Raw genomic sequence first — 20,143 nt, forward strand, 5'->3', positions numbered from 1 at the left:
TACGGGCAGGAGCCGGTGCCGGCTTCGCGGGCAGGGGAGTGGAGTACGCACGCACGGCCCATTCCGGTCCCCGCTCCCTATGTTGGGCGTGGATGAGAGGATAGCGTGCCGCGAACCCGTAAACCCAGCTAGCGCCAGAGGATGCTGTGGGTTGGATTAGACTCACGGCGGTTCCGCCTGTCCTCCTGATGTCCAGGCAGACTGCCGGGTCAAGTCCCGAATCGTGTGTAGTTGTTCGGAGGGGGTTCGGGGGAGGAATGCTCCTTGGCGGTGTCAATCAGCGGCAGTGTCTGGGGTTGAGTTGAGCAGGGTCATGTCGAGGTAGCGGCGGTCGTCCCAGATACCAGTCACTTCGAGGGCGACGGCGGTGATGAGACGCAGCGCGCTGGCACGGTCCGGGAAGGCGCCCACGGAGCGGATGCGGCGCTTGACTTCGCCGTGCAGACGCTCCAGGCCGTTGGTGCTGCGCAGGCGCTTCCAGTGGGCCTTGGGGAAGGAGAAGAAGCAGGTGGCGGCGGCGAAGCCCTCGCGCAGGCACTCCATGGCCTCGGGGACCTGGCGGCCCAGTCCGGACTGGAGCGCCTCCAGACGCTTCCTGGCGTCCAGGAGAGAGGGGGCCTCGAAGACGGCCGAGGTCTCCTTGCCGAGGCGTCCGCGCAGGCGCCAGGGAGCCTTGGCGAGGACGTTCCGGGTGAGGTGCACCGTGCAGCGCTGGAGCTGGGCCTCGGGCAGTGCCTGCCGGGCCGCGGCGGCCAGTCCCGCGTGCCCGTCGGCGATGACGAGCCGCACGCCCCTCAACCCTCGCTCGAGCAGTTGGCGCAGCAGCTCCAGCCAGGAGTCCTGCGACTCGCTGCCACCCAGAGTCACGGCCAACAGGTGCCGGTGCCCATCCTCTCCCACGCCGTAGGCCACCAGGGCCGAGACGTTCTGCACCGTGCGCGCCCAGCGGGCGTCCAGGAAGGTGGCATCCAGGTACAGGTAGGGGAAGGCCTGGGTGAGAGGCTGGGTGCGAAGGGCCTCCACCTTCTCTTCGAGGGACTTCGTCACTCGGCTCACCGTCGAACGCGAAACCTCCGCCCCCATGAGCGCTCGCGTCACCCGGCCCATCTTCCGCGTGGAGACGCCCTGCACGTACGCGCTGGTAATCGCCTCGTCGAGTTCCTTGCTGCGCCGCTTGTAGCGGCCCAGGACGGCCTCCGCCGAGCCGCTGGCCCGCGTCCGGGGCACGGCCACCTCCAGGTGCCCCATGGACGTCAGCAGGCCTCGCAGGTAGCTGCCGTTGCGCTGGTCCTTCCGCCCTGCCGCCTGCTGCCAGCGCCCGGCCCCCACCAGCCCTCGAATCTCCTCCTCCAGCAGCATCTCCAGCGTCATGCGGATGGCTCCCAGGAACAGGCCTCGCACGTCGGTGCGCACCTCCTCGTGCGAGGGCGCGGCAAACTCGGTATCGTCCACTTCAGGGAACTCCTCGGCTCCCCTGCCAGGGGGAGACCGTCTCGGTTGGTTTCACCGAGGAGCTTCCCTCTTTCCCGCTCGTCCCTGCTCGCCGACTACACACTTATAGGGACACGACCCTCAGGTTCCTGGACGGGGTCTATCTGGATCCGGTTGATATCTCGGAGCCCCCATCCAACTCCTCGTTGCCGGGCATCATCGAGAACGATGGCATCTATGTGCTGGCGGCCAATGACTACATCGACCAGCGGGCATACACCATGAAGCGCGTGAGAATCGCCACCAAGCCCGACGGGACTTGGAACTGCGAAATCCATGCGGACAACCCAGAGACGCTCTGGGGCCATCGAGGCCGTTTCAACATCGTGAAGACGGACCGGGTTCACTTCGCCGCGCAGGTGATTGGGCTGGTTCGTGGTGCGGCCCCGGAACCCGAGCCTTCGGTACGTTGAACTTCGGCTCCATGCCCACGCGACGGGTACAATCCCCCGGGTTTGCTGCCTGTCGTAGAGGCCGGATTGGGAGTACGCGGTGCCGCATTGGCGGGAGTTGCTTCCTGATAGACGAGGCAGCCTCCCCCTGGGTGGAGACCTCGTACGCACGGACGCGTCGGGCCCGGCGGACGCCGCGGTTGCCATTCTTGGCGTGTACCCTGCCGCGACGAAGCTCTCCAGGTGGGAACATGATGGGCTGGTGTGCAACCTTCCGACTCAGGTCGAGCGGACCTCTTTCGAGCCTGTCTCTCGCTCCGGAAGGGACCTGGATGCGCGCTACCTCGCGCCGCTCGGTCTCAATCGGAGCTCCGTCCTCATCACGGACCTCTGGCCCTATTACCTGTCCACCACGGTGTCCGGGAAGCGCGGCCGCTCGATGGCGGACAACGTCGCGCGCTACGAGGCAGAGACAGGGAGGCGGACTGCCGTGGAGCCACGGCCTGCGCCAGATGAGCTCCTGGCGCGCTCCCGGGAGCTACCGGGTAATCTCGACCGACTCGCAGAGGTTCTCGGGAACCCAGCGCTGAGGCTCTTGCTGACGCTCGGCACCGAGGCAGCCGCGTTCGTTCGAGGACTGACGTCGATACGAGATGCTCAGAAGCTTCTCTATGGGGCGGCCGTTGAGCTGGAGCCATGGGGGCGGCCGCTCTCGATCGTGCATCTGACGCATCCAGGGAATCTGATGCGCAAGCACTCGGGATGGCAGCGGCGCCACGAAGACTGGTGCTCCGCTCTCGGGCACACGCTTGTCGCTCAGGCGCGTCGACGTTGAACTTGCGCTGGATATTGCCCCGCCAGGTCGGAACTCACGAGGGCATCCAGCCGGAGTGCCTGGCGGGGTGGAGACGGTCCAGTTCCGCGTGCCAGTGGGTGACCTGGTCCGAAGACACATCGAGGCGCGCGAGCCATGCCTGGAAGTAGCGCTCCAATTCGACGGACCGGGGATGTACTCCCCGGTGATGTCGAAGGAAGTCCTTGTAGTTCTGGACCTTGTCGGCGCGGAGCATGTCGTTGACCTCGGGCTCCGTGCTGAGCGCGATGTCTTCGGGCCCCATCAAGTCCGGTCGATGGGACAGGGCCGCGTTGGCCGTCTCCCGGTAGCCCAGCGCGAGCGCGAGGACTCGCGGGTCATCACTCACGCCATCGACCGGCGGCAAGGAGAGGTCCGCTCCCGTGGCGAGCGCTCGGGCCCAGGCTGCTGCGCGTTCGTCATCGTCCTGCACCAGGGGATGCAGGCAGTACGCGCGTTGAGCCCGGTCGCTCGCGCCCAGGGCGCGTAGCACCCACAGCCCTTCGTCGATGTGGTGCATGTACGGTACGCCGGAGCGTCGAGCGCGACGCTGTCCGTAGAACGTCTGAATCGCGAGATACTCGCGGGCACTCGCGTCCATCCCGTGAAGATGTCAGTCGGCGGCGATGGGCGCCATCTTCAAACGCCACGGTGTCGTGGGGCATGGCGCGACCGGTGCCGGACGCGTACCGTCCAGGGCACTCCGAACTCCATGCCGACCGTCCTGGCGCTACTTCACATCCTGGGCTGCGTGCTGCTCGCCGCCGTCTTCTTCGCTCCCGCCGGAGTGCCCACGCTCGTCCATCTGCTCAAGGGCATCCTGCGCGAGTACAGCCTGGTGATGCTGGTCCCCGCGCTCCTCACCGCGCTGGTGGCCGTCTGGTGCGCTCACGTGGACGTGTGGAAGTGGCTGCGCTGGGCGACCCCCACGTCCGCGCTGCTCGTCGGAGTCCTCGCGGCATGGCCCGCTGTCTCCGCCTGGCGGGTGGCCCGTGCGAACGACCTCCCGCTCGACCTCCGCGCGTATCTCCGTCCTCTCGTCGGTGCTCGCCCCCTCCCGAGTCAGACGGTTCGCTTCGCCGAAGCCGCGGGGCGCGAACTGCACGCCGACATCTTCCTTCCCCCAGGCGCTCCATCCACTCCACGCCCGGCGGTGCTCTACTTCCACGGTGGCGGTTGGCGCGGCGGCGAGCGCGCCTATGCCCGCGCCTGGGCCGACTTCTTCACCGCGAAGGGCTACGTCCTCATCGCCCTCGACTACCACCTCTTTCCTCCCGCCACCGGCATGTCTGCTCCGGGCGACGTCAAGTGCGGCATCCGCTGGGTCAAGGACCACGCGGCGAGTTACGGCATCGACCCAGCTCGACTCGTCCTGTTCGGTGAATCCGCGGGTGGGCACCTCGCGATGCTGGCGGCGTACTCCGCGGGCGACTCCCGCCTTCCTTCCTCCTGTGGTTCCGCCGCAGACACCGCCGTCGCCGCCGTCATCAGCTTCTACGCACCGGGCGACCTGGTGGCCCACGCCGCGCACAACGCCGACACGCTCGTGGGCTTCACCGGTGCTCCACTGGCCGGTCACCGCGAGCTGTACGAGCTGCTCTCTCCCATCCACTACATCGGTCCACGCGCTCCACCCACGCTCCTGCTCCACGGAGGCGCCGACAGCGTCGTGCCGCCCGAGGCCTCCCAGGAGATGGCCGCCCGGCTCGCGCAGTACGCAGTACCCCACGCGCTCTTCACGCTCCCGTACGCCGAGCACGGCTTCGACATCTGGGACGGCGGCTTCGGCCGACAGCTCGCCCGGGGACGGGTGGGATATTTCCTCCAGAAGTACGTGCCCGTCGAGTGACGCGGGCCGGGCGTGAATGAAATCCCCGGTCCCCCGTCATGAAGAGCACACGGTGAGCGGGACAGCGAGAGCGGCCCCGCCGCGGTGATTCCAGACAAGGAGAGGTCCCATGTTGGCGGTTCGCGGTGGCTCCGAGGGTATTCGTGCGCGTGAAAACCGGTCGTCCGCGAAGGGCAGGGGATGGATGGCGCTCGTGCTGCTGCTCCTGCCCATGACGGCGGCGGCGGGTCCCGGGCCGGATTACCGCTGGGACGAGTCTCGCAACCGCCCCGGTCCCAACCGCTGCCACAGCTCCTCGGAGTGCGACGGCGCGCGCACCTGCAGCCCCGCCGGTTGGTGCCAGGGCGAGGCCCGCCCGACTCCTCCGCCCCCGCCGCCGGGCCGGGGCCATGGTCACGGCCGCGATGAGCCGCGCCACCAGCGCACCTCCTTCATCCGCAGCAAGCTCGGGGGGCTCGTGCTCGACATCGAGGGCAACAACCGCTCGCTCGGCGCCGGACTCATCGCCCACCCCGCGAAGTCCCACCGCGAGGGCAACGACAACCAGCAGTGGGAGCTGGTGCCGACCCGCGGCGGCTACCTCATCCGCAGCAAGCTCAACGGACTCGTGCTCGACATCGATGGCGCGAACAAGGCGCCGGGAACCCGGGTCATCATGTGGGAAGCCCACGGCAGCCCCAACCAGGTATGGAAGCTCGTGCCCGGTCGCGCCCGCGGCACCTACTACATCCAGAGCGCCCTCAATGGCTTCGTGCTGGATATCGAGGGCGCCAGGAAGGATGGCGCGGGTCGGCTCATCGTCTACCCGATGCATCGCAAGGCGGCCGACAACCAGCTGTGGCGCGTGGACCTCTGACTCGACTTTCGCCATTTTAGAGCGAGGGAGAGAGCGCGGCGGTCTACTCCGCGCTCTCCAGAGATGGCGGGGCGCGAGAGGCAGCACGTAAGTTGGCGCGAAGTCGACGCGGCGAATGCCAGCGGGCCCGGGCCAGGGAGGATTGAGCCAGGCGGAGGACATCCGCGAAGCTGACCGTGGTCTTGGTGGTGTACCAGGGGCGCAGAGGCCACCTCATCTGTTGCCAGCTGGCGGTGAGCTCCAGGTACCAGAGGACGAGCAGGGTGTAGCTCAAGCCAGCGAAGGGAGCGGTGCGAAGCACGGCCAGGCGACGGCGGGCCCGCGAGTCGGCGAAGCCAAGCAGTTGCTTCAAGTCCCGGAAGAGCACTTCGATGCTCCACCTGAAGGCATACCGTTCCACCACTTCGAGGGCAGACAGGGAGGGGGCGGTGCAGAAGAAGACTCGCAGGGGGCGGCTTCCACTTGTCATCCGCACGACGACCACCTTGAGCATCCGCTCGCCGGCAGCACTCCTCCACCGGGCCACTACCTCCTTGTAGTCCACCTGCTGCGAGCGGCCGTAGAGCTGGGCTGTCAGCCGCATCCAGGGGAGTGCTGAATCTCTGGCAAGGGCCTCGGGCTTGGGCACCGGCACGTCACGCGTCAGCCAGCGGCCCGTTTTCCGCGAGCGGCAGCGGTGCACGCGCGGGCGCGTCAGCACTGCATCTGGACGCATGGCTCCGACGAAGACGAGCCGCTGCGGCAACCCCTTGAGCAGGGTGCTGCATGAGTACGCTTCGTCCGCGGCCAGTTCCAAAGGGCCCGTTGGCAGCCAGCTGAGGACACGCTCAACCAACTCTCGGCCCAACTGCGTTTTCTTCCGGTGCCGGATGTCCCTCCTCTGGCACTCGGCTTGGGTGCGGTAGAGCCGGAAGAGAACGGGCAGTGCCCAGGGGCGCGCAGCAAAGGGCACGTGCACCAGCACCGCGAGCGTCACCCAGACGTGGCCGAAGCAGAAGACGCGCATGGCCCGGGTGGAGCGAACCGCATCCAGGTGACTGCCCAGGCCGAAAACCTTCGGCCCCTTGTGACTGCAAAGGGTGTCATCGAGTACCAACCGCACGGGTCCCAATGCCGCCAGCTTCAACAGGAGCAGTCGGCCTACCTCGTCCGTACTCCACCGCGTCCGGGAGAAGAAGCGATGGAAGGCCGCATGGTGCTGCACGCCCGACACTCCCGCTGCCACCAGCGCCTCGGTAACGGCGTGCGTGCCTCCACTGCACACCCAGCCGGCGAACAGCACCAGGAAGCGGAGGAACGAGGGCTCGGTGAACGCCGGCCGAACCAGCTGCAGGACTCGAAGCAGTGCATACAAATGGGAAGCGGCCATCGCAGACCTCGAAGGTGCTGGAAGAGGCGTGTCTTGCCGGACACCTCTCTCAGCTGGTCTCGATGGCCGCTCTTTACCTACCCTCAGCCCTCTCTCCTCTCGGCCCCCTGCTTGGGCATCCCACCCCAAAAGGGCGAAAGTCGAGTCTGAGTCACCCACCTGAATCCGTGGGACCGTGGCGGCACTGCTCGAACAGGGTGCCGCCTTCGCCGTTGCTGGAGCCGCCTCGATGCACGTGGCCCGCGAGGGCAGGCGCGTGTCGGCTGGTTCACGACGGCGGCTCGCGACTCGCAGTGCTCCCGCCCGAGGCCCCGTGTCGGGCTTGTGAGCCGTTGGCTCGCTCTTCGAGACTGGACGCCCACGCCGACACCTTCGTCCAGCTCCCGCGCGCGCGGCACTCTCCTGGGAGTCGTCATGCCTGTCTCGCGCAGGTGCGCTGTGTCCCTCGTGTCCCTGGCCGTCCTCGTCTTCGCGTGCTCTCGCGGGTCGCCCCAGCCGCAGCAGGACGAGCTCCCTCCGTTCTATCGCACGCCTGACTCGCTCCCGACCTCCTCACCTGGCGATGTCCTCCGGCACGAGCCGCTCACGGGCTTCGCCGCGTTGGAGCAGGCGGGGAGCAACGTGCGCGTGCTGTACCGCTCGGATGCGGTGAAGGGGGACCGGCCCATCGCCGTGTCCGGAATCATCGCGCTCCCGAAGGGAGAACCGCCGGAAGGTGGATGGCCGGTGATTGCCTGGGCACACGGGACGGTGGGCGTGGCCGACAAGTGCGCGCCATCGCGCGATGTGCTGGGCTCGAGCGCCCATTGGTACAATCAGGCGCCGCAGCGGTTGCTGAACTACTTCCTGGGCGAGATGAAGTGGGCCGTGGTGATGACCGACTACGAGGGGCTCGGCACGGAGGGGCGGCACCCGTACCTGCTGGGACGCTCGCAGGCACGAGGCGTACTCGACAGCGTGGTGGCGGCGCACAAGCTGTACCCGGGCAAGCTGTCGAAGAAGTACGCCATCGTGGGCCATTCCCAGGGAGGACAGGCCGCGCTGTTCTCCGCGGCCGAGGCCCCGGAGCGGCTGCGAGGCAAGGACCTGGAGCTGGTGGGCGCGCTGGCCTATGCGCCAGGGTCCGCGATGCACCTGACGTTCCCGCTCGCGGTGCAGGTCGCGGAGGCCTCGCCGGACGCCGCGTTCATTCCACTCTTCCTCACCGGGGCCGCGGAGGGAGACCCGGACGGGGTGAAGCTGGAGCAGCTGCTCAAGCCGCAGGCCCTGAAGCTGTACGCGGAGGTCGACACGAAGTGCCGCACCGAGCTGAGCCTGACGGACTCGTGGGGGAGCTTCATCCCCAAGGGCAATGTGATGAGCGAGACCGCGAACTGGCCGCCGTTGCTCGCGCAGCTGCGGGCGATGCATCCGGGGTATCTGAGCATCGGAGTGCCGGTGCGCCTGGTGCAGGGGCGCCTGGATGCGCGCGTGAATCCGGCGCAGACGTGGGTCGTCCGCAACGAGCTCATCGCGCGTCGGGCCTCGGTGGAGTACGTGGGGTGCCCGGTGGCGGACCACTTCGGCGTGTTGGGCGATGACATCCCTGGCACCGTGGCCTGGCTGACCCAGCGCTTCGGAGGAAGCGCTCCTCCCGATGTCCTGAGCTCGTGCCAGGTCCTCACCGAGCTGTCATCCGTGACGCCCTAGCGGGAACCCACGCGCACACACCACGCCAGGGTGGAAGCCTCAAGACCCTCCTCGGGACTCACCCCACGTCGGCTGAATCCAGAGCGCTTCGCGTGGAGGTCGGGGCGCGACCTGCCGCGGACAGACGCGCCTCGTGGGCTCCAGAGGAGGTGCCTCTGTGGGGATGCGCCTCGCCGCAGGGTGGATTTTTCTGACGGCGGTGGTTGCATCCTGTGTGTGTTTGACTTGGAGCGGCTGAAAGGAAGACGCTGGTTGGACTCATGGCTGTCCATGAGCCCACGAGGAGAGGTGACCATGCGAGGCTTCATTGCTTTGGCTGCGTTCCTGACCCTGTCTGGCTGGACCGGGCGCACGGAGGCGCCGGCGGCATCCCCCGAGGAGTCGACCTCCGCGGAAATCATCTGTGCGAACATCACAAGCGAGTCCCTCTGCCGCATCAAGGGATGCGTCTGGGATTCGGAGTTCGGCACCTGCGGCGATTGAGCCGAGCCCCTCGGTCCAGGCCCTCGGGCAGGTGAGTCGACCGGGCCATTGACACGCGGCCCGGTCTTCCCTGCACTGTCGTCATGGCCGCTCCTCGCGAGGTCCCCATCATCCTCGGCGTCTTCGTCGCCCTGGCCGCGATGATGGCTCACGTCATCGCGACCCGGCTGGATGTGTCCTCGCCTCGACCCGAGGGCCCACGTGTCGCCCCGCTCGCCCCGGAGGCTCGGGCCCCATCGGCCTGGGACTGGGGTGTCATCGTGGGCGTTGGCGTCCTGGGGCTCGTGGCGCTCGGCGCGCAGGTCCGCTCCCGACGCTCGCGGTTGCTCCAGGAGGCCGCGATGCCCCCGCCCTCGGCGGAGGAGGCTGCGTCTCCAGGCCCGTCCGTCGCGCAGGCGCGGGCCTTCCTGGCGTGGCGCGGAGCGCGAAGGGTGCTGGCGCGACGCACGGGCCTCGTCCTGGCGGAGTGGAGTGCGTTCACGGCGCTGTCGCTGTGGCTCATGCTCCGCGCGCCTTCCGGGGACTGGCTGTCGTTCGCCCTGCCGTGCCTCCTGCTGGTGTTCCCCGCGCGCGTGTACGTGCGCTATCGGGAGGGGGAATCCCTCTGGGTGCCATGGATGCTGGGCCTGTCGGTGGTGGTGCTCGCCGCGACGCGCGAGCCTCGGTGCACGTGGGGGCTGCTGCTCATCGCCGGCGTGTGCCAGGTCTGCGTGTGGCGGCAGGAGCGGGGCACGTCGTCCGGGTGACGCCCTCGGCTCAGGCTCCGGAAATCACGGCGATGGCGGTCTCGGGTGTCATGCCCTCGGCCACCAGGGAGAGCAGCAGCGACTGTCTGAACTCCTGGGTGCGCAGAATCCAGCCGGGGATGATGTCCGGGAGCGAGGCGCTGACCATGCTCGCCGGTCCCAGGAGCGTGCGTCCCCATCGCTCGATGATGGTGCGGGCGAAGGCATCACTCTCGGGCGTGCGTCGCGCGGTGCTCCCCGTCCTGGGACGACGGGCTGGCGTGGACGTGGCCTCGGGCTCGGGCGCCAGCAGGCCGGTGAACACCCGCATCAGCGTGGAGGTGACCACGCCCACGCCGCCGCCGAACGCGGACAGGCCGCCCTGCAGGAGCGTGCCGCCGATGATGCGGGCCATGCCGCCCTCGACGAAGCGCAGGCCGGCGTTGCCCGCCATGTGCTCGAGCAGGGTGATGGGGAGCAGCCGCGCCGCGGCCCCACCTGAGGGCAGGAGCCTCGCGAGCGTCTGCGCCGGGAGCCCCGTGGCCTCCAGGATCGCGCCCTGCATGATGCCGCAACTCGTGGGCGTGCCGCGCAGCCAGCGAAGGATGGCATTGCCTCCACGCTGGGCGACGGCGACCGCCTGCTCGATGGTGACGGCGGCCTCCGCGGCCTCGATGACCACGTAGGCGTTGGCTCTCCGCGCGACGCTCTCCGCCAGCTGGGGCGTCAGGGCCTGGGGCACCTCCTGGAAGAGCACGCGCAGCGGACCGCCGTGGAGCTTCATGATCTGCCCCGCGGCGTTGCGGGCGTAGATGACGGCGTGATTCAGCCCGCCTTCCGTCACCGCGACCATGGCGCCGCGTCCCAGGGCTCGCTCCAGCTCGGTGGCCGCGGCCGCCCGCGTGGCGAAGACCGCGCCGCCCTCGCGACCGAAGGCCGCCGCTGTCTCGCGCGCCATCGCCTCCGTGAGGATTTCGCCTCCCTCGCGAACGACCAGCTCGCCCGCGGCGCGCCGGGCCACGGCGGTGCGGTAGACGGAGACCGGAACGCGGATGAGCGCCCGGCCCGCGACGCCCGCGGCGCCCAGCGTGGCGAAGTCGACCATCAGGAAGCCGGTGCCCAGGGCGCGCTGGAAGAACGACTCCGCCTCCCGAATCTGCTGGACCGAGCCGTAGACGGGCACGAGCGCCCAGAGGCTCCTGGAGGGGTCCGGGGCGCCCTCCGCGTGGCGCCGCTGGTTCTCCTCGGTGCTGTCGGAGGTGGCCCACGTGACGACGCCCGCCACCAATCCGATGCCCGCCAGCACGAGCCACGGCGCGATGCGGTGCAGGTCCTCTCCGGCGCCCTCGGTCAGCTCGTAGGGTGACTGGATGAGGGCCGCGCGGGTGGCGCGCTCGGCCTCGCGCTCGGAGGGCCAGGAGGGCTCGCTGATGCGGCCCCGGCCACCCCCGAGCCGCGCCTGGACGGTGTGCGCCAGCTCGTGCCCCAGGATGTGTCGCCCCGCGCCGCTCGCGACGTCGACGTCGCCTCCCAGGACGATGTGGTCGCCCAGCGTGAAGGCCGCGGCGCCCACGGACCTGGCCGCTTGTCTCGCGCCGGGGCCGGTGTGCAGGCGGACCGGTGACAGGTCGTAGCCGTAGGACTGCTCGAACGGCGCCCGGAGCCAGGCGGGGACAGGGTTGCCACCCGCGAGTCGGGACAGGGAGGGGGAGGCGTCACCCACGGGCGCGCGGGGCGTCAGCGCGGCGCGGAGCAGGTTCGTTCCGAACGTGCCCACCGTGGCCGCGACGGAGGTCGGGATGGCGCCCAGCGCCGGCCCCGGCCTGACGGGAGCGCTGGGGGCCTGCACCCTCCCCAGCGGCCGGGTCGTCGCGCCGCCGGGCATGGGACGCAAGGCGCGGGCGGGCGGGTACAGCGCGACGGTGCCGATGTCGAAGCGAGGAGCCCTGTCGGCGGACTCACCCGGGGAGACGTCCGAGGTGGGCGCGGCGGAGGGCTGTGCGGCCACCGTCCGGGTCACACGTGGAGGCGTGGCCTTCGGCGCCGGTGCGGGCGTGGCTGCGCGAGTCGCGGAGTGCAACGAGCCCATGGACGTCCCCCTCGTCGGACCTGCGGGGACATTGTACCCGAAAGGGGGGCGGAGGGCTGCCCGCCCCACCTCGGCGCGACGTTCCGGCTCAGCGCGCCTGGGAGATGCGGTTGTTGGTGCCGGTGTTGCTGATGCGCGGCTTCTTGCCCTTCTGCGGGCCCTGCTTCCAGACGACGTTGTTGTCGCTGCCCGTCGTCTCGATGCGGCGCACGGTGTGGGCGCTGACCTTGTTCTCGCTGCCCGTCACCTCGATGTACTCGCAGGTCCCGGTCAGGATGACCTGGTTGCTGGAGCCGACGATCTCCACCTTGCCGCCTTCGCCGCAGTCGTGCTTCACGGTGCGGTCGGAGTCGACCAGCTCGAGCGAGCCCTCGCTCTGGGACGTCGTCTCCGCCGCGTCGTCGTCGTCACGCGCCGCGGCGCCGTTGGCCTGGATGTCGACGCCCCCGCCGCGCACCCGGGCCGAGCCGTCGCGAGTCTCGATGGTGGCGCCTGGCGCCTTCACCCGGACGTTGCCGTCCTTGCCGACCTTGACCGACGCGGCCTCGTCGTCGTCCTGGGCGCTGGCGGACATCGACCCGAGCACACATGCGATGACGATGAAGGCCTTCGACTTGAATGGGTTGCGCATTGCGGTGGACCTCTTGTGTGGATGCACGCGCAATGTACGCACCGGCGGCGCGGAGATTCAAAATCCGCGCGATTCCTCGGGCGCCAGCCCCTGGATTGCAGTGGCCCTTCAGCTGGGCACCCGCAGCGGCAGGGGGCATGGCGGCGGTGTCCGAATCGTGCTTTCACGGGCGCCCATGACGGATGCGGACACCCCAGGTCGGTGGCTCGTCGAGCAGTCGGTCCGGCGACTCGTGGCGGAGTGGTCGTCCCGTGACGAGCAGCGTCGTCCTCGGGGAGCCTGGGTGGTGCTGTGGGGGGCCATCGCGCGCGACGAGGACCTCGAAGGGGCCACGGTGACGGTGCCGCTGCTCGCGGCCTGGTTCCTGACCGACGCCGGCTTCGTGCGGCGGGACGTGTGGAGCTACCTGCGCCACCGCGCGCTGCGGTGCTCGTCCGTGTTCTCTCCGCTGGCGACCGAGGTGGGCGTGCTCGAGGTCGCGCTGTATCGCGGTGGGACCCAAGTGTACGCGGCGAGCCACCTGGGTCCTCGGGACGCCTGCGGCGTGCGCCTGGAGCGGGGTCCGGATGGTGAGTTGATGGAGCAGCGCGTCTGGGTCTCGTGACGGTGCGCCGGGGGCAGATGTTGGATGTCAAAGGGGCCGAGGAGAATCGGCTCAGTGCGTGCCGGGACTCTCCTCCGCGGACTTCAGGAACGTGTTCCACGCGGTGAAGAAGCTCGCATTGAAGAGCCTTGCTCTGCCATCCGAGACATGCACGCCGACGAGGTAGTGCTTGCCTTCGCGTGTCACCCAGACAGGGCCTCCGCTGTTCCCGGTGGCCGTTTCGATGTCGTACGTCATGAGGTTGTTGTCGATGCCGACGACGACTCCGCTGCCCAGGTGGAGCGTGTGCGCATCGGAGATGTCGCCGCCGGGATACCCTCCGAGGAAGAGCGCTTCGCCGACGCGGGGCACGACCTGCGGGTCCACCAGGAACGGGTCATCACTCACGACGCTCGTCCCCAGGTCGATGAACGCGAAGTCGAACTCGAACTTTCGCTCCGAGCCATGCAGGCGCCATGCGTAGCCTGGCGCGGAGACCCGCTGCTGGATGTGTTCCCGATTCAAGCTCGCGATGACCGTCTGCGCCGTGGCCGTCTTCTGGTTGCAGCTGACGTCCACGTGGTCGAGCCACCCCAGGGGATAGTCGTAGACGTTGTGCGCCGCCGTGATGAGGTATCGACCCTGGGCCAGCGCGGCGCTCCCATTCGAGTAGACGTCGCCGATCCACAGCTTCTTGATGTTCCGCCGCCGGGTCGTCAGATGACACACGGCTTCCAGGGGGCTGGAGAGCTGTGTCACGGGCGACTGCTGCTGCCTGGCGGAGGAGGGCGCGGTTGGATGTGATTCATCCGGATACGGGTACGAGCCGAGGATGGAACAGCCGGTGGTCGACGCGGCGAGGACTGCCCAGAGCGCGGGGTGTTTGCGGAGCATTGTTCCTGGAAGGGGCTGTGGGAGGGGAGCGGCGTGCGACAACGGCGGGGCCTGGGGTGTGTGGGGCGTCACACCCGCAGCGTACCTGCCTCGACGCCCCTGGCTCGTGCCTTCCATCGCATCTCGGACCGAGAGAATTCTCGGATGGCGATGCTGTCCAGTCCTGGTGCGATTTCCGCACGGGCCATTCGGGGCCGTGGCAGTTTTCGGGGCCATGTCGCGTGCCCGGGAATCGAAGAAGGTGGATGTCGCTGCGCTGATGAAGAAGGCGGATGCGCTGCTGGACGAGATGCCGCCGCAGCTCGACCAGGCGGTGGTCCTGCTGCGTCAGGTGGTGGCGGAGGACCCCGAGCATCTGCTGGCGCTCCACTCCTTGAGCTGGTCGCTGGACGCGACCCGGCGCATGGAGCCCCATCGCTGGGCGCTCGAGGTGAAGGCCGAGCACTGGGCACTGCGTGACCGCATCCTCGCGCTGACCCGGGGCACGAAGCCCGGTGGCAAGCTGACGCTCGCGCAGAAGGCCCGCGCGTTGGCCCTGAGCCAGTGGGCCGAGGACGTGGTGCGAGGCACTCCGACTGTCGCCCAGCTCGACGAGGTGGAGGCCGCGCTCGACGAGTCCGAGCGCCTGCGGCCCCTGCCGGACCAGCAGCGCGGACGCCGCGGGCTCCAGGCCTGGCGCGCGCTCACCCAGGGCAAGAAGGAGCAGGGCTACCGCGAGCTGCTCTCCCTGCTGGAGGAGAACCCCGGCATGTCCGCCCAGGGCGTGACGGACGACGACGACCCGCTCAACTTCCAGGGCCTGGAGGGCGCCTTCTCCGACGAGGGCTTCCACACGTGGCTGCGCAAGCAGAAGCCCGCGAAGAAGAAGGGCAAGGCGCTCGACAAGGGACTGCTGCTCGCGGCGGGGCTCGATGCCCAGCCGTTCTTCGGCCCGGGCTTCGTGGGCAACAGTCGCACGGGCCGGGTGCTGGCGCTGCTCGCATTGGGCGCGGACCTGGAGGCGAAGGACTCCCGCAAGCAGGGCGTGCTGCACCTCGCCGCGATGGTGGATGACGCCGGGCTGGTGAAGGAGCTGCTGCGCCTGGGGGCCTCCACGGATGCTGTCGATGGAGACAAGTCCACGCCCCTCCATGCCGCCGCGGAGCACGGCAGCGTGGCCTGCATCGCCCCGCTCGCGAAGGGAGGCGTGCCCGTGGATGCGCTCGACGGCTCGGGGCGCACCGCGCTCTTCGAGGCGCGGACGGCGCAGGTGGCGAAGGCGCTCATCGACGCGGGGGCCAACCCCAACGCGGGCAAGGGCTGGACGCCGCTGCACCAGCACGCGCGCTTCAAGGAGCGTGGGCCCGTCATCGAGGTCCTGCTCGCGGCCGGCGCGGACGTCACGCTGAAGAACTCCAGCGGACAGACGCCGGTGCAGGAGGCGCTGGAGCACAAGCACGCGGCCCTCGCGCAATTGCTGGGCGCCAAGGCGCCCAAGGGCAAGACGGGTGCCCTGGATGTGCGCCCCCTGCTGGAGGCGCTGGAGCGTCGGCGCAAGGCGGTGCTCGCGTCCTGGTACTACGAGGGCGAGGAGGTGGACGCCATCGAGCAGGTCCTGAAGGGACTCGAGCTGCAGGGGGCCACCTCGTGGGACGAGCTCGCGGCCGCGCTCCGGGGCGAGTTCCCCTGGACGGTCATGGCCCTGGTGGAGCTCGCGCGGGACGTGCTCCCCGCCGAGGAGAAGACGCCTGGCTTCACCCAGGCGCCGCGCTTCGTCCGGGGGAACCTGGTGGTGAAGGGCGACGTGCACCTGGACGCGCCCCTGCTGGTGACGGGGGACCTGACGGTGAACGGGGTGCTGCGCAACGCGGGCCTGGAGGGACTGCTCGCGGTGGGAGGCACGCTGCGCGTCAGCGGGTTGGACACGGACGGCGAGGTCATCGTCGGCAAGGACGTGGAGGCCCAGGTCGTCTGGGGTCACGGCAACGACGCCTCGCTCCGGGTCGGCGGCGTGGTGAAGGCCGAGGTGGTCATCGCGGATGACCACGACGTGCAGGCGAAGGTGAAGGCGGAGCACCACTACGCGAATGGTGGGTTCGACGCCTCGGACGCGGCGCTCAAGAAGGTGTTCGTCCCGAAGGCCTTCAAGGGCAGGACGCTGGACCGGGAGAAGCTGTTCGACCTGCTGAGCAAGACCGGTGTCGTCCGGCTGTAGTCGGGCGTGCCTGCGCAGCGCGGTTCCAGCCGTGACGGGCCCGTGGGTCCATGTGGACGCACGGGCCCGGGCCGTCAGCGCACCTGGCTCACCAGCCACGTCTGGGCATCCGGGCGGCTCCAGAACTCATCCCAGCCGCTGTGGGTGGTGCCCGGCGTCACGGTGACCTGAATCTCCCCGGTGTAGTTGGGGCACTGGCGCAGCTGCGTCAGCACGCCGTCGGTGGGGTTGGTCCACTTCCACGCGTTGAACGTCCCGTCGCCCGAGTTGCCCGCGGCCCACAGCGGGAAGTCCGCGATGCTGCACAGCGGGTTGGCCACGGGCGACGTGTACGCCAGCGGCATCCCGCCCGCGTAGGTGCTCCGGTACTTGAGCAGCTGGTCATTCACCCCCGCGCCGCCGAAGGACAGGCCCGTCATCGTCACGCGGTCCGGGTCGATGTTGAAGCGGGTGATGGCCTCGAGCACCAGCGCGTGCGTGAGGTCCACGTTCCAATACGTGTCATACGGCGGCGTCGCGCCGATGCGCGGCGCGTGCGGCGCGATGACCACCGCCGGGTACGTGGTGACAATCGCCTTGCCCGGGATGAGCTGCCGGATGAACCCCTCCGGATTCGAGAGCACCGTCGTGTGGTCCGAGCTGAGCGTCGTGCCGCCCCGGCCATGCAGCGACAGGACCAGCGGGTACTTCTTCAGCGGGTCCGCGCCGTACTCGATGGGCAGGAACACCGCCGTGTCATATGTCCCGCCGCGCGACCACACGTGAATCTTCCCCGCGCGCGCGTCCGCGGCCTGCGTGCCCGCGTGCACCTTGACGCTCACCGTGTCCGACACCGCGGCCCCGCCGTTGTCCGTGGCGGTGAACCGGAAGATGTACGAGCCCGGCGTCAGGTTGCTCGCCGTCACCGTCCGCGTCGTCGCCCCCGTCAGCGTGGCCGGCGTCGGACCGAAGGCCTGTTGCCACTGATAGGTGGCGATGGTGCCGTCCGTGTCGCTCGCTGTGCCCTGGAGCTGGACCGAGTTGGCCGGCTGCACGATGGCCGTGTCGTTCCCCGCGAAGGCCGTGGGGGGCTGGTTGGCCAGCCGCGCGCCGCGCAGCTCCAGCTCCCGCACCCGGCACAGGCCGTCGCTCGACGCGCGCTTGCACGACAGGCGCACGTAGCGCGTCTCCAGCGGCTGCGCCAACGCGAGCGTCCAGGTGGGCTGCGTGTTGTTGATGACAGCGCCACCGGGCACGGGCTCGAAGCTGGCCGTGGTCGCCAGCCGGTGGTGGAAGTCGAAGTCGAGCATCTGCTGGCCCACGGTGTTGTCGCGGCCCGAGTACAGCGTGATGCCCTCGATGCGGTGGACGGCCTGCAGGTCCACCTCAATCCACTCGGGCGTCGTCGCCGAGGGCACCGAGGCCCCGGCCCACCGGTCCTCCGTGTTCAGGATGCCGTTGAAGGCCTTCGCGTTCGCGAACTGCGTCGGATACCCGTTGGGGTGGATGGAGGACGCCGTCGAGGGCTTGTTGAGCGCGACGTTCGTCGTCTGCGCCCAGGCGGGGAGGGCGACCAGCGAGAGGACCGCGGCGAGGAGGCTCGGGGGATGCCAGCGCATGAGGGGGACCTTTCAGCAGGGGGAGGTGACGAATCGTCACCGTGTTGCAAACGCACCGGCGCGGCGGAAGTCGCAAGGACGGGGTGCCGCCGCCCTGTCCCCGGCACGGTGGATGCCGGGGACAGGGGGAGACGCGCCTACTGTCCCAGCACGACGCGGAAGATGCGCTCGTTGCTGTTGTTCGGGATGCTGTCCTTGTCACCCTGGTTGGTGGTGGTCAGCCAGAGGTTTCCGTCCAGCGTCGGCTCCACGGTGCGCAGCCGGCCGTAGGTGCCGACGAAGAACTGCTGCACGTTCGTCAGCTCCGTGCCGCTGATGACCTCGCGGTAGAGGCGGGTGCCCCGGGCGCAGGCCACGTAGAGGACGTCGCGCACCACGGCGATGCCCGAGCACGAGCCCGCCGCGGTGGTGTAGGTCTGCTTCGGCGCGATGTAGCCGGGCGTCGCGCAGCCCGAGCCCCCCTGGGACACGGTGCCCTCGCAGTTGGGCCAGCCGTAGTTGCCGCCGCGCTGGATGAGGTTCGTCTCGTCCATCACCGAGTTGCCGAACTCCTGCTCCCACAGCCGCCCCTGCGAGTCGAACGCCAGCCCCTGGGGATTGCGGTGGCCGTAGCTCCACACGTAGTTGCCGAAGGGGTTGTCGGACGGGACGGTGCCGTCCGCGTTGAGCCGCAGCACCTTGCCCGCCAGGTTGTTGAGGTCCTGCGCGTAGGTCGCGTTCTGCGCGTCACCCGTGGCCGCGTAGAGCTTGCCGTCCGGTCCGAAGCGCAGCCGCCCGCCGTTGTGGAACTTGTTGCGGCCGATGCCCTGCAGCAGCACCTGGAGCGACGCCGTGTTCAGCGCCCCGTCCTCGTACCGCAGCCGGACGATGCGGTTGTCCGTGGGCGAGGTGTGCATGACGTACAGCCAGCGGTCCGTGGCGAAGGTGGGCGAGAGCACGATGCCCATCAGCCCGCCCTCACCGTCGGTGCTCTGCACGTTGGGCACCGTCCCCACCGACGTCTTCTGTCCCGTCACCGGGTCCAGCCGGATGATGTCCTGCGCGTCCCGGCGTCCGTAGAGCACCGCGCCGTCCGGCAGGCTGACCAGGCCCCACGGGATGTCCGTGTCCGTGGCCACCTGGGTGACGGAGCAGACGGGGTTGGTGCAGGCCTGGCCCGTCGTCACGCTCGCCGTGGTGCTCTGTGCGGACGCGTTGCCCTGCGCGTCCCGGGCGAGCACGCTGTAGACATAGGCGGTGTTCGCGGACAGGCCGCTGTCGACGAAGGTCGTCGCGGGCGGGGCGCCGGGCACCGTGGCCACCTGCACGCCGCCCCGGAACACGACATACGCGCTCACGCCCACGTTGTCCGTGGACGCCGTCCAGTTGAGCGTGACGCTGGTGCCCGTGGCGGTGGCGGTGAGGCCCGTGGGGATGCTCGGGGACTGGGTGTCCACCTGGCACGGCGGCGGGGTGATGCTCAGCGTGGCGCTGCCCTGCGACACGTTGCCCGCGGCGTCGCGCGCATTCACATACAGGCCCCACGTGGCGCCGGGGACCACCGTCAGCCCGGTGGAGAGGACGGCGCCGGAGACGGACTTCATGAGCTGACCGTCGTGGTAGACGTCGTAGAAGGCGACGCCCTGGTTGTCCGTGGACTCGGCCCACGACAGCGTGGCCGTGTTGCACGTCAGGTTCGTCACCACCAGCCCCGTGGGCACGGTGGGCGGCTGGGTGTCCGCCGGCAGGTTCCACTGCTGGTTCGTCTGACCGTTGCAATCCCAGACGATGACCGGCGAGCTGTTCGCGGTGGCCCCGCCGGACACGTCCAGGCACAGCGAGGACGCGGTGTGGACCACCGTGCCGTTGGCGTTGCGCACCCAGCGCTGGGCGGCCGCGCCCGTGCAGGCGCTGATGACCGCGCGCGCTCCGGCGGTGGCGGTGGCTGGCTGCACGCACCAGGCGCCGTCGAACACGCGCAGCTCGCCCTCGGGCGTGAAGAGGAACCGCTGGTTCCCCTGCCCGTGGCAGTCGTAGATGTTGAGGCCCTGGCCCGACGTCTGGCTGTTCTGCGACACGTCCAGGCAGCGGCCGGACTGCGCGCTGATGAGCCGCGTGCCCGCCGTCACCGCAGCGGACTGCGACCCGAGCTCCTCGCGGTCTGGCTCCGGCGTGGCTTCACAGGCGGCGAGGGTGGTGAGACATGCGGCGAGGATGATGCGGCTTGCTGCGACGGGCGGCGGACGACGAGTCATTGCCACGCTCCTTGTTTTCCGTCTTTTCACGGTATCCAGGTGCGGGCTCAAGCAATCTTCGGGTGTCGTGCGCCGCGGATGTTGAACTCCAGGCACGAGCGGCGCGCCCCTGTCGCACCTCGACGGGGGTTTTCGCAATCCGATGACATCTTTGCGGCGGGAGCGGAAGCTCGCGCGAGGGCTCGGCGCTGAACCCAGACGGGCCCGAGGGCC

Annotated in this window: 16 protein-coding genes; 8 read left to right on the plus strand and 8 right to left on the minus strand. The window is 69.4% G+C overall.

Annotation, left to right across the window (positions count from 1 at the left end; translation table 11 throughout):
• Nucleotides 1-273: 273 nt before the first annotated feature.
• Nucleotides 274-1,452: an IS256 family transposase gene (locus VZQ01_RS26865; RefSeq protein WP_426745052.1), complete on the minus strand. Its 1,179-nt coding sequence runs from the start codon at nucleotides 1,450-1,452 to the stop codon at nucleotides 274-276.
• Between the two features lie 185 nt (nucleotides 1,453-1,637).
• Here VZQ01_RS26865 and VZQ01_RS26870 point away from each other — a divergent pair, with 185 nt between their 5' ends.
• Nucleotides 1,638-1,904 carry a hypothetical protein gene (locus tag VZQ01_RS26870; protein WP_426745053.1) on the plus strand — a complete coding sequence of 89 codons (267 nt, stop codon included), beginning with the start codon at nucleotides 1,638-1,640 and terminating at the stop codon, nucleotides 1,902-1,904.
• Nucleotides 1,905-2,752: 848 nt separating this feature from the next.
• Here VZQ01_RS26870 and VZQ01_RS26875 read toward each other — a convergent pair.
• Complete coding sequence (locus VZQ01_RS26875; RefSeq protein ID WP_267699520.1) at nucleotides 2,753-3,256, minus strand: hypothetical protein; 504 nt, start codon at nucleotides 3,254-3,256, stop codon at nucleotides 2,753-2,755.
• Nucleotides 3,257-3,448: 192 nt separating this feature from the next.
• Here VZQ01_RS26875 and VZQ01_RS26880 point away from each other — a divergent pair, with 192 nt between their 5' ends.
• A complete protein-coding gene (locus tag VZQ01_RS26880) occupies nucleotides 3,449-4,585 on the plus strand; it encodes an alpha/beta hydrolase fold domain-containing protein (protein ID WP_426745054.1) in 1,137 nt (378 codons plus the stop codon).
• A 184-nt stretch (nucleotides 4,586-4,769) separates the two neighbouring features.
• Nucleotides 4,770-5,441 carry an RICIN domain-containing protein gene (locus tag VZQ01_RS26885; protein WP_426745055.1) on the plus strand — a complete coding sequence of 224 codons (672 nt, stop codon included), beginning with the start codon at nucleotides 4,770-4,772 and terminating at the stop codon, nucleotides 5,439-5,441.
• Between the two features lie 43 nt (nucleotides 5,442-5,484).
• Here VZQ01_RS26885 and VZQ01_RS26890 read toward each other — a convergent pair whose 3' ends face one another.
• Nucleotides 5,485-6,810 (minus strand): IS701 family transposase, encoded by a 1,326-nt coding sequence (locus tag VZQ01_RS26890; RefSeq protein ID WP_223752272.1) that lies wholly within the window; start codon nucleotides 6,808-6,810, stop codon nucleotides 5,485-5,487.
• Nucleotides 6,811-7,257: 447 nt separating this feature from the next.
• Between VZQ01_RS26890 and VZQ01_RS26895 the strand changes: the two genes are divergently transcribed.
• From VZQ01_RS26895 to VZQ01_RS26905, 3 genes are all read left to right on the plus strand, one after another.
• Nucleotides 7,258-8,499, plus strand: a complete 1,242-nt coding sequence (locus tag VZQ01_RS26895; protein ID WP_426745056.1) for a lipase family protein — start codon at nucleotides 7,258-7,260, stop codon at nucleotides 8,497-8,499.
• A gap of 294 nt (nucleotides 8,500-8,793) precedes the next feature.
• Complete coding sequence (locus VZQ01_RS26900; RefSeq protein WP_223747208.1) at nucleotides 8,794-8,982, plus strand: hypothetical protein; 189 nt, start codon at nucleotides 8,794-8,796, stop codon at nucleotides 8,980-8,982.
• Nucleotides 8,983-9,065: 83 nt separating this feature from the next.
• Entirely contained in the window at nucleotides 9,066-9,728 is a 663-nt protein-coding gene (locus VZQ01_RS26905) for a hypothetical protein (RefSeq protein ID WP_426745057.1), read from the plus strand.
• Nucleotides 9,729-9,738: 10 nt separating this feature from the next.
• On the opposite strand, the gene VZQ01_RS26910 is transcribed toward VZQ01_RS26905, so the two are convergent.
• Nucleotides 9,739-11,715: an eCIS core domain-containing protein gene (locus tag VZQ01_RS26910; protein WP_408889190.1), complete on the minus strand. Its 1,977-nt coding sequence runs from the start codon at nucleotides 11,713-11,715 to the stop codon at nucleotides 9,739-9,741.
• A gap of 169 nt (nucleotides 11,716-11,884) precedes the next feature.
• Complete coding sequence (locus VZQ01_RS26915; protein WP_426745058.1) at nucleotides 11,885-12,427, minus strand: DUF3060 domain-containing protein; 543 nt, start codon at nucleotides 12,425-12,427, stop codon at nucleotides 11,885-11,887.
• Between the two features lie 175 nt (nucleotides 12,428-12,602).
• Here VZQ01_RS26915 and VZQ01_RS26920 point away from each other — a divergent pair, with 175 nt between their 5' ends.
• Nucleotides 12,603-13,031 carry a hypothetical protein gene (locus VZQ01_RS26920; protein WP_426745059.1) on the plus strand — a complete coding sequence of 143 codons (429 nt, stop codon included), beginning with the start codon at nucleotides 12,603-12,605 and terminating at the stop codon, nucleotides 13,029-13,031.
• Between the two features lie 51 nt (nucleotides 13,032-13,082).
• Here VZQ01_RS26920 and VZQ01_RS26925 read toward each other — a convergent pair whose 3' ends face one another.
• Nucleotides 13,083-13,904: a trypsin-like serine peptidase gene (locus VZQ01_RS26925; protein WP_426745060.1), complete on the minus strand. Its 822-nt coding sequence runs from the start codon at nucleotides 13,902-13,904 to the stop codon at nucleotides 13,083-13,085.
• Between the two features lie 259 nt (nucleotides 13,905-14,163).
• Here VZQ01_RS26925 and VZQ01_RS26930 point away from each other — a divergent pair, with 259 nt between their 5' ends.
• The gene (locus VZQ01_RS26930; RefSeq protein WP_426745061.1) at nucleotides 14,164-16,098 is read left to right on the plus strand and encodes an ankyrin repeat domain-containing protein; all 1,935 of its coding nucleotides are present in this window, start codon (nucleotides 14,164-14,166) and stop codon (nucleotides 16,096-16,098) included.
• Nucleotides 16,099-16,172: 74 nt separating this feature from the next.
• Here the strand turns inward: VZQ01_RS26930 and VZQ01_RS26935 are convergent, their stop codons facing one another.
• Nucleotides 16,173-17,696, minus strand: a complete 1,524-nt coding sequence (locus tag VZQ01_RS26935) for a PKD domain-containing protein (RefSeq protein ID WP_426745062.1) — start codon at nucleotides 17,694-17,696, stop codon at nucleotides 16,173-16,175.
• A gap of 137 nt (nucleotides 17,697-17,833) precedes the next feature.
• A complete protein-coding gene (locus tag VZQ01_RS26940; protein WP_426745063.1) occupies nucleotides 17,834-19,930 on the minus strand; it encodes a lectin in 2,097 nt (698 codons plus the stop codon).
• Between the last annotated feature and the right edge of the window lie 213 nt (nucleotides 19,931-20,143).

Source organism: Myxococcus faecalis (genome assembly GCF_050039385.1).
GTDB lineage: Bacteria > Myxococcota > Myxococcia > Myxococcales > Myxococcaceae > Myxococcus > Myxococcus fulvus.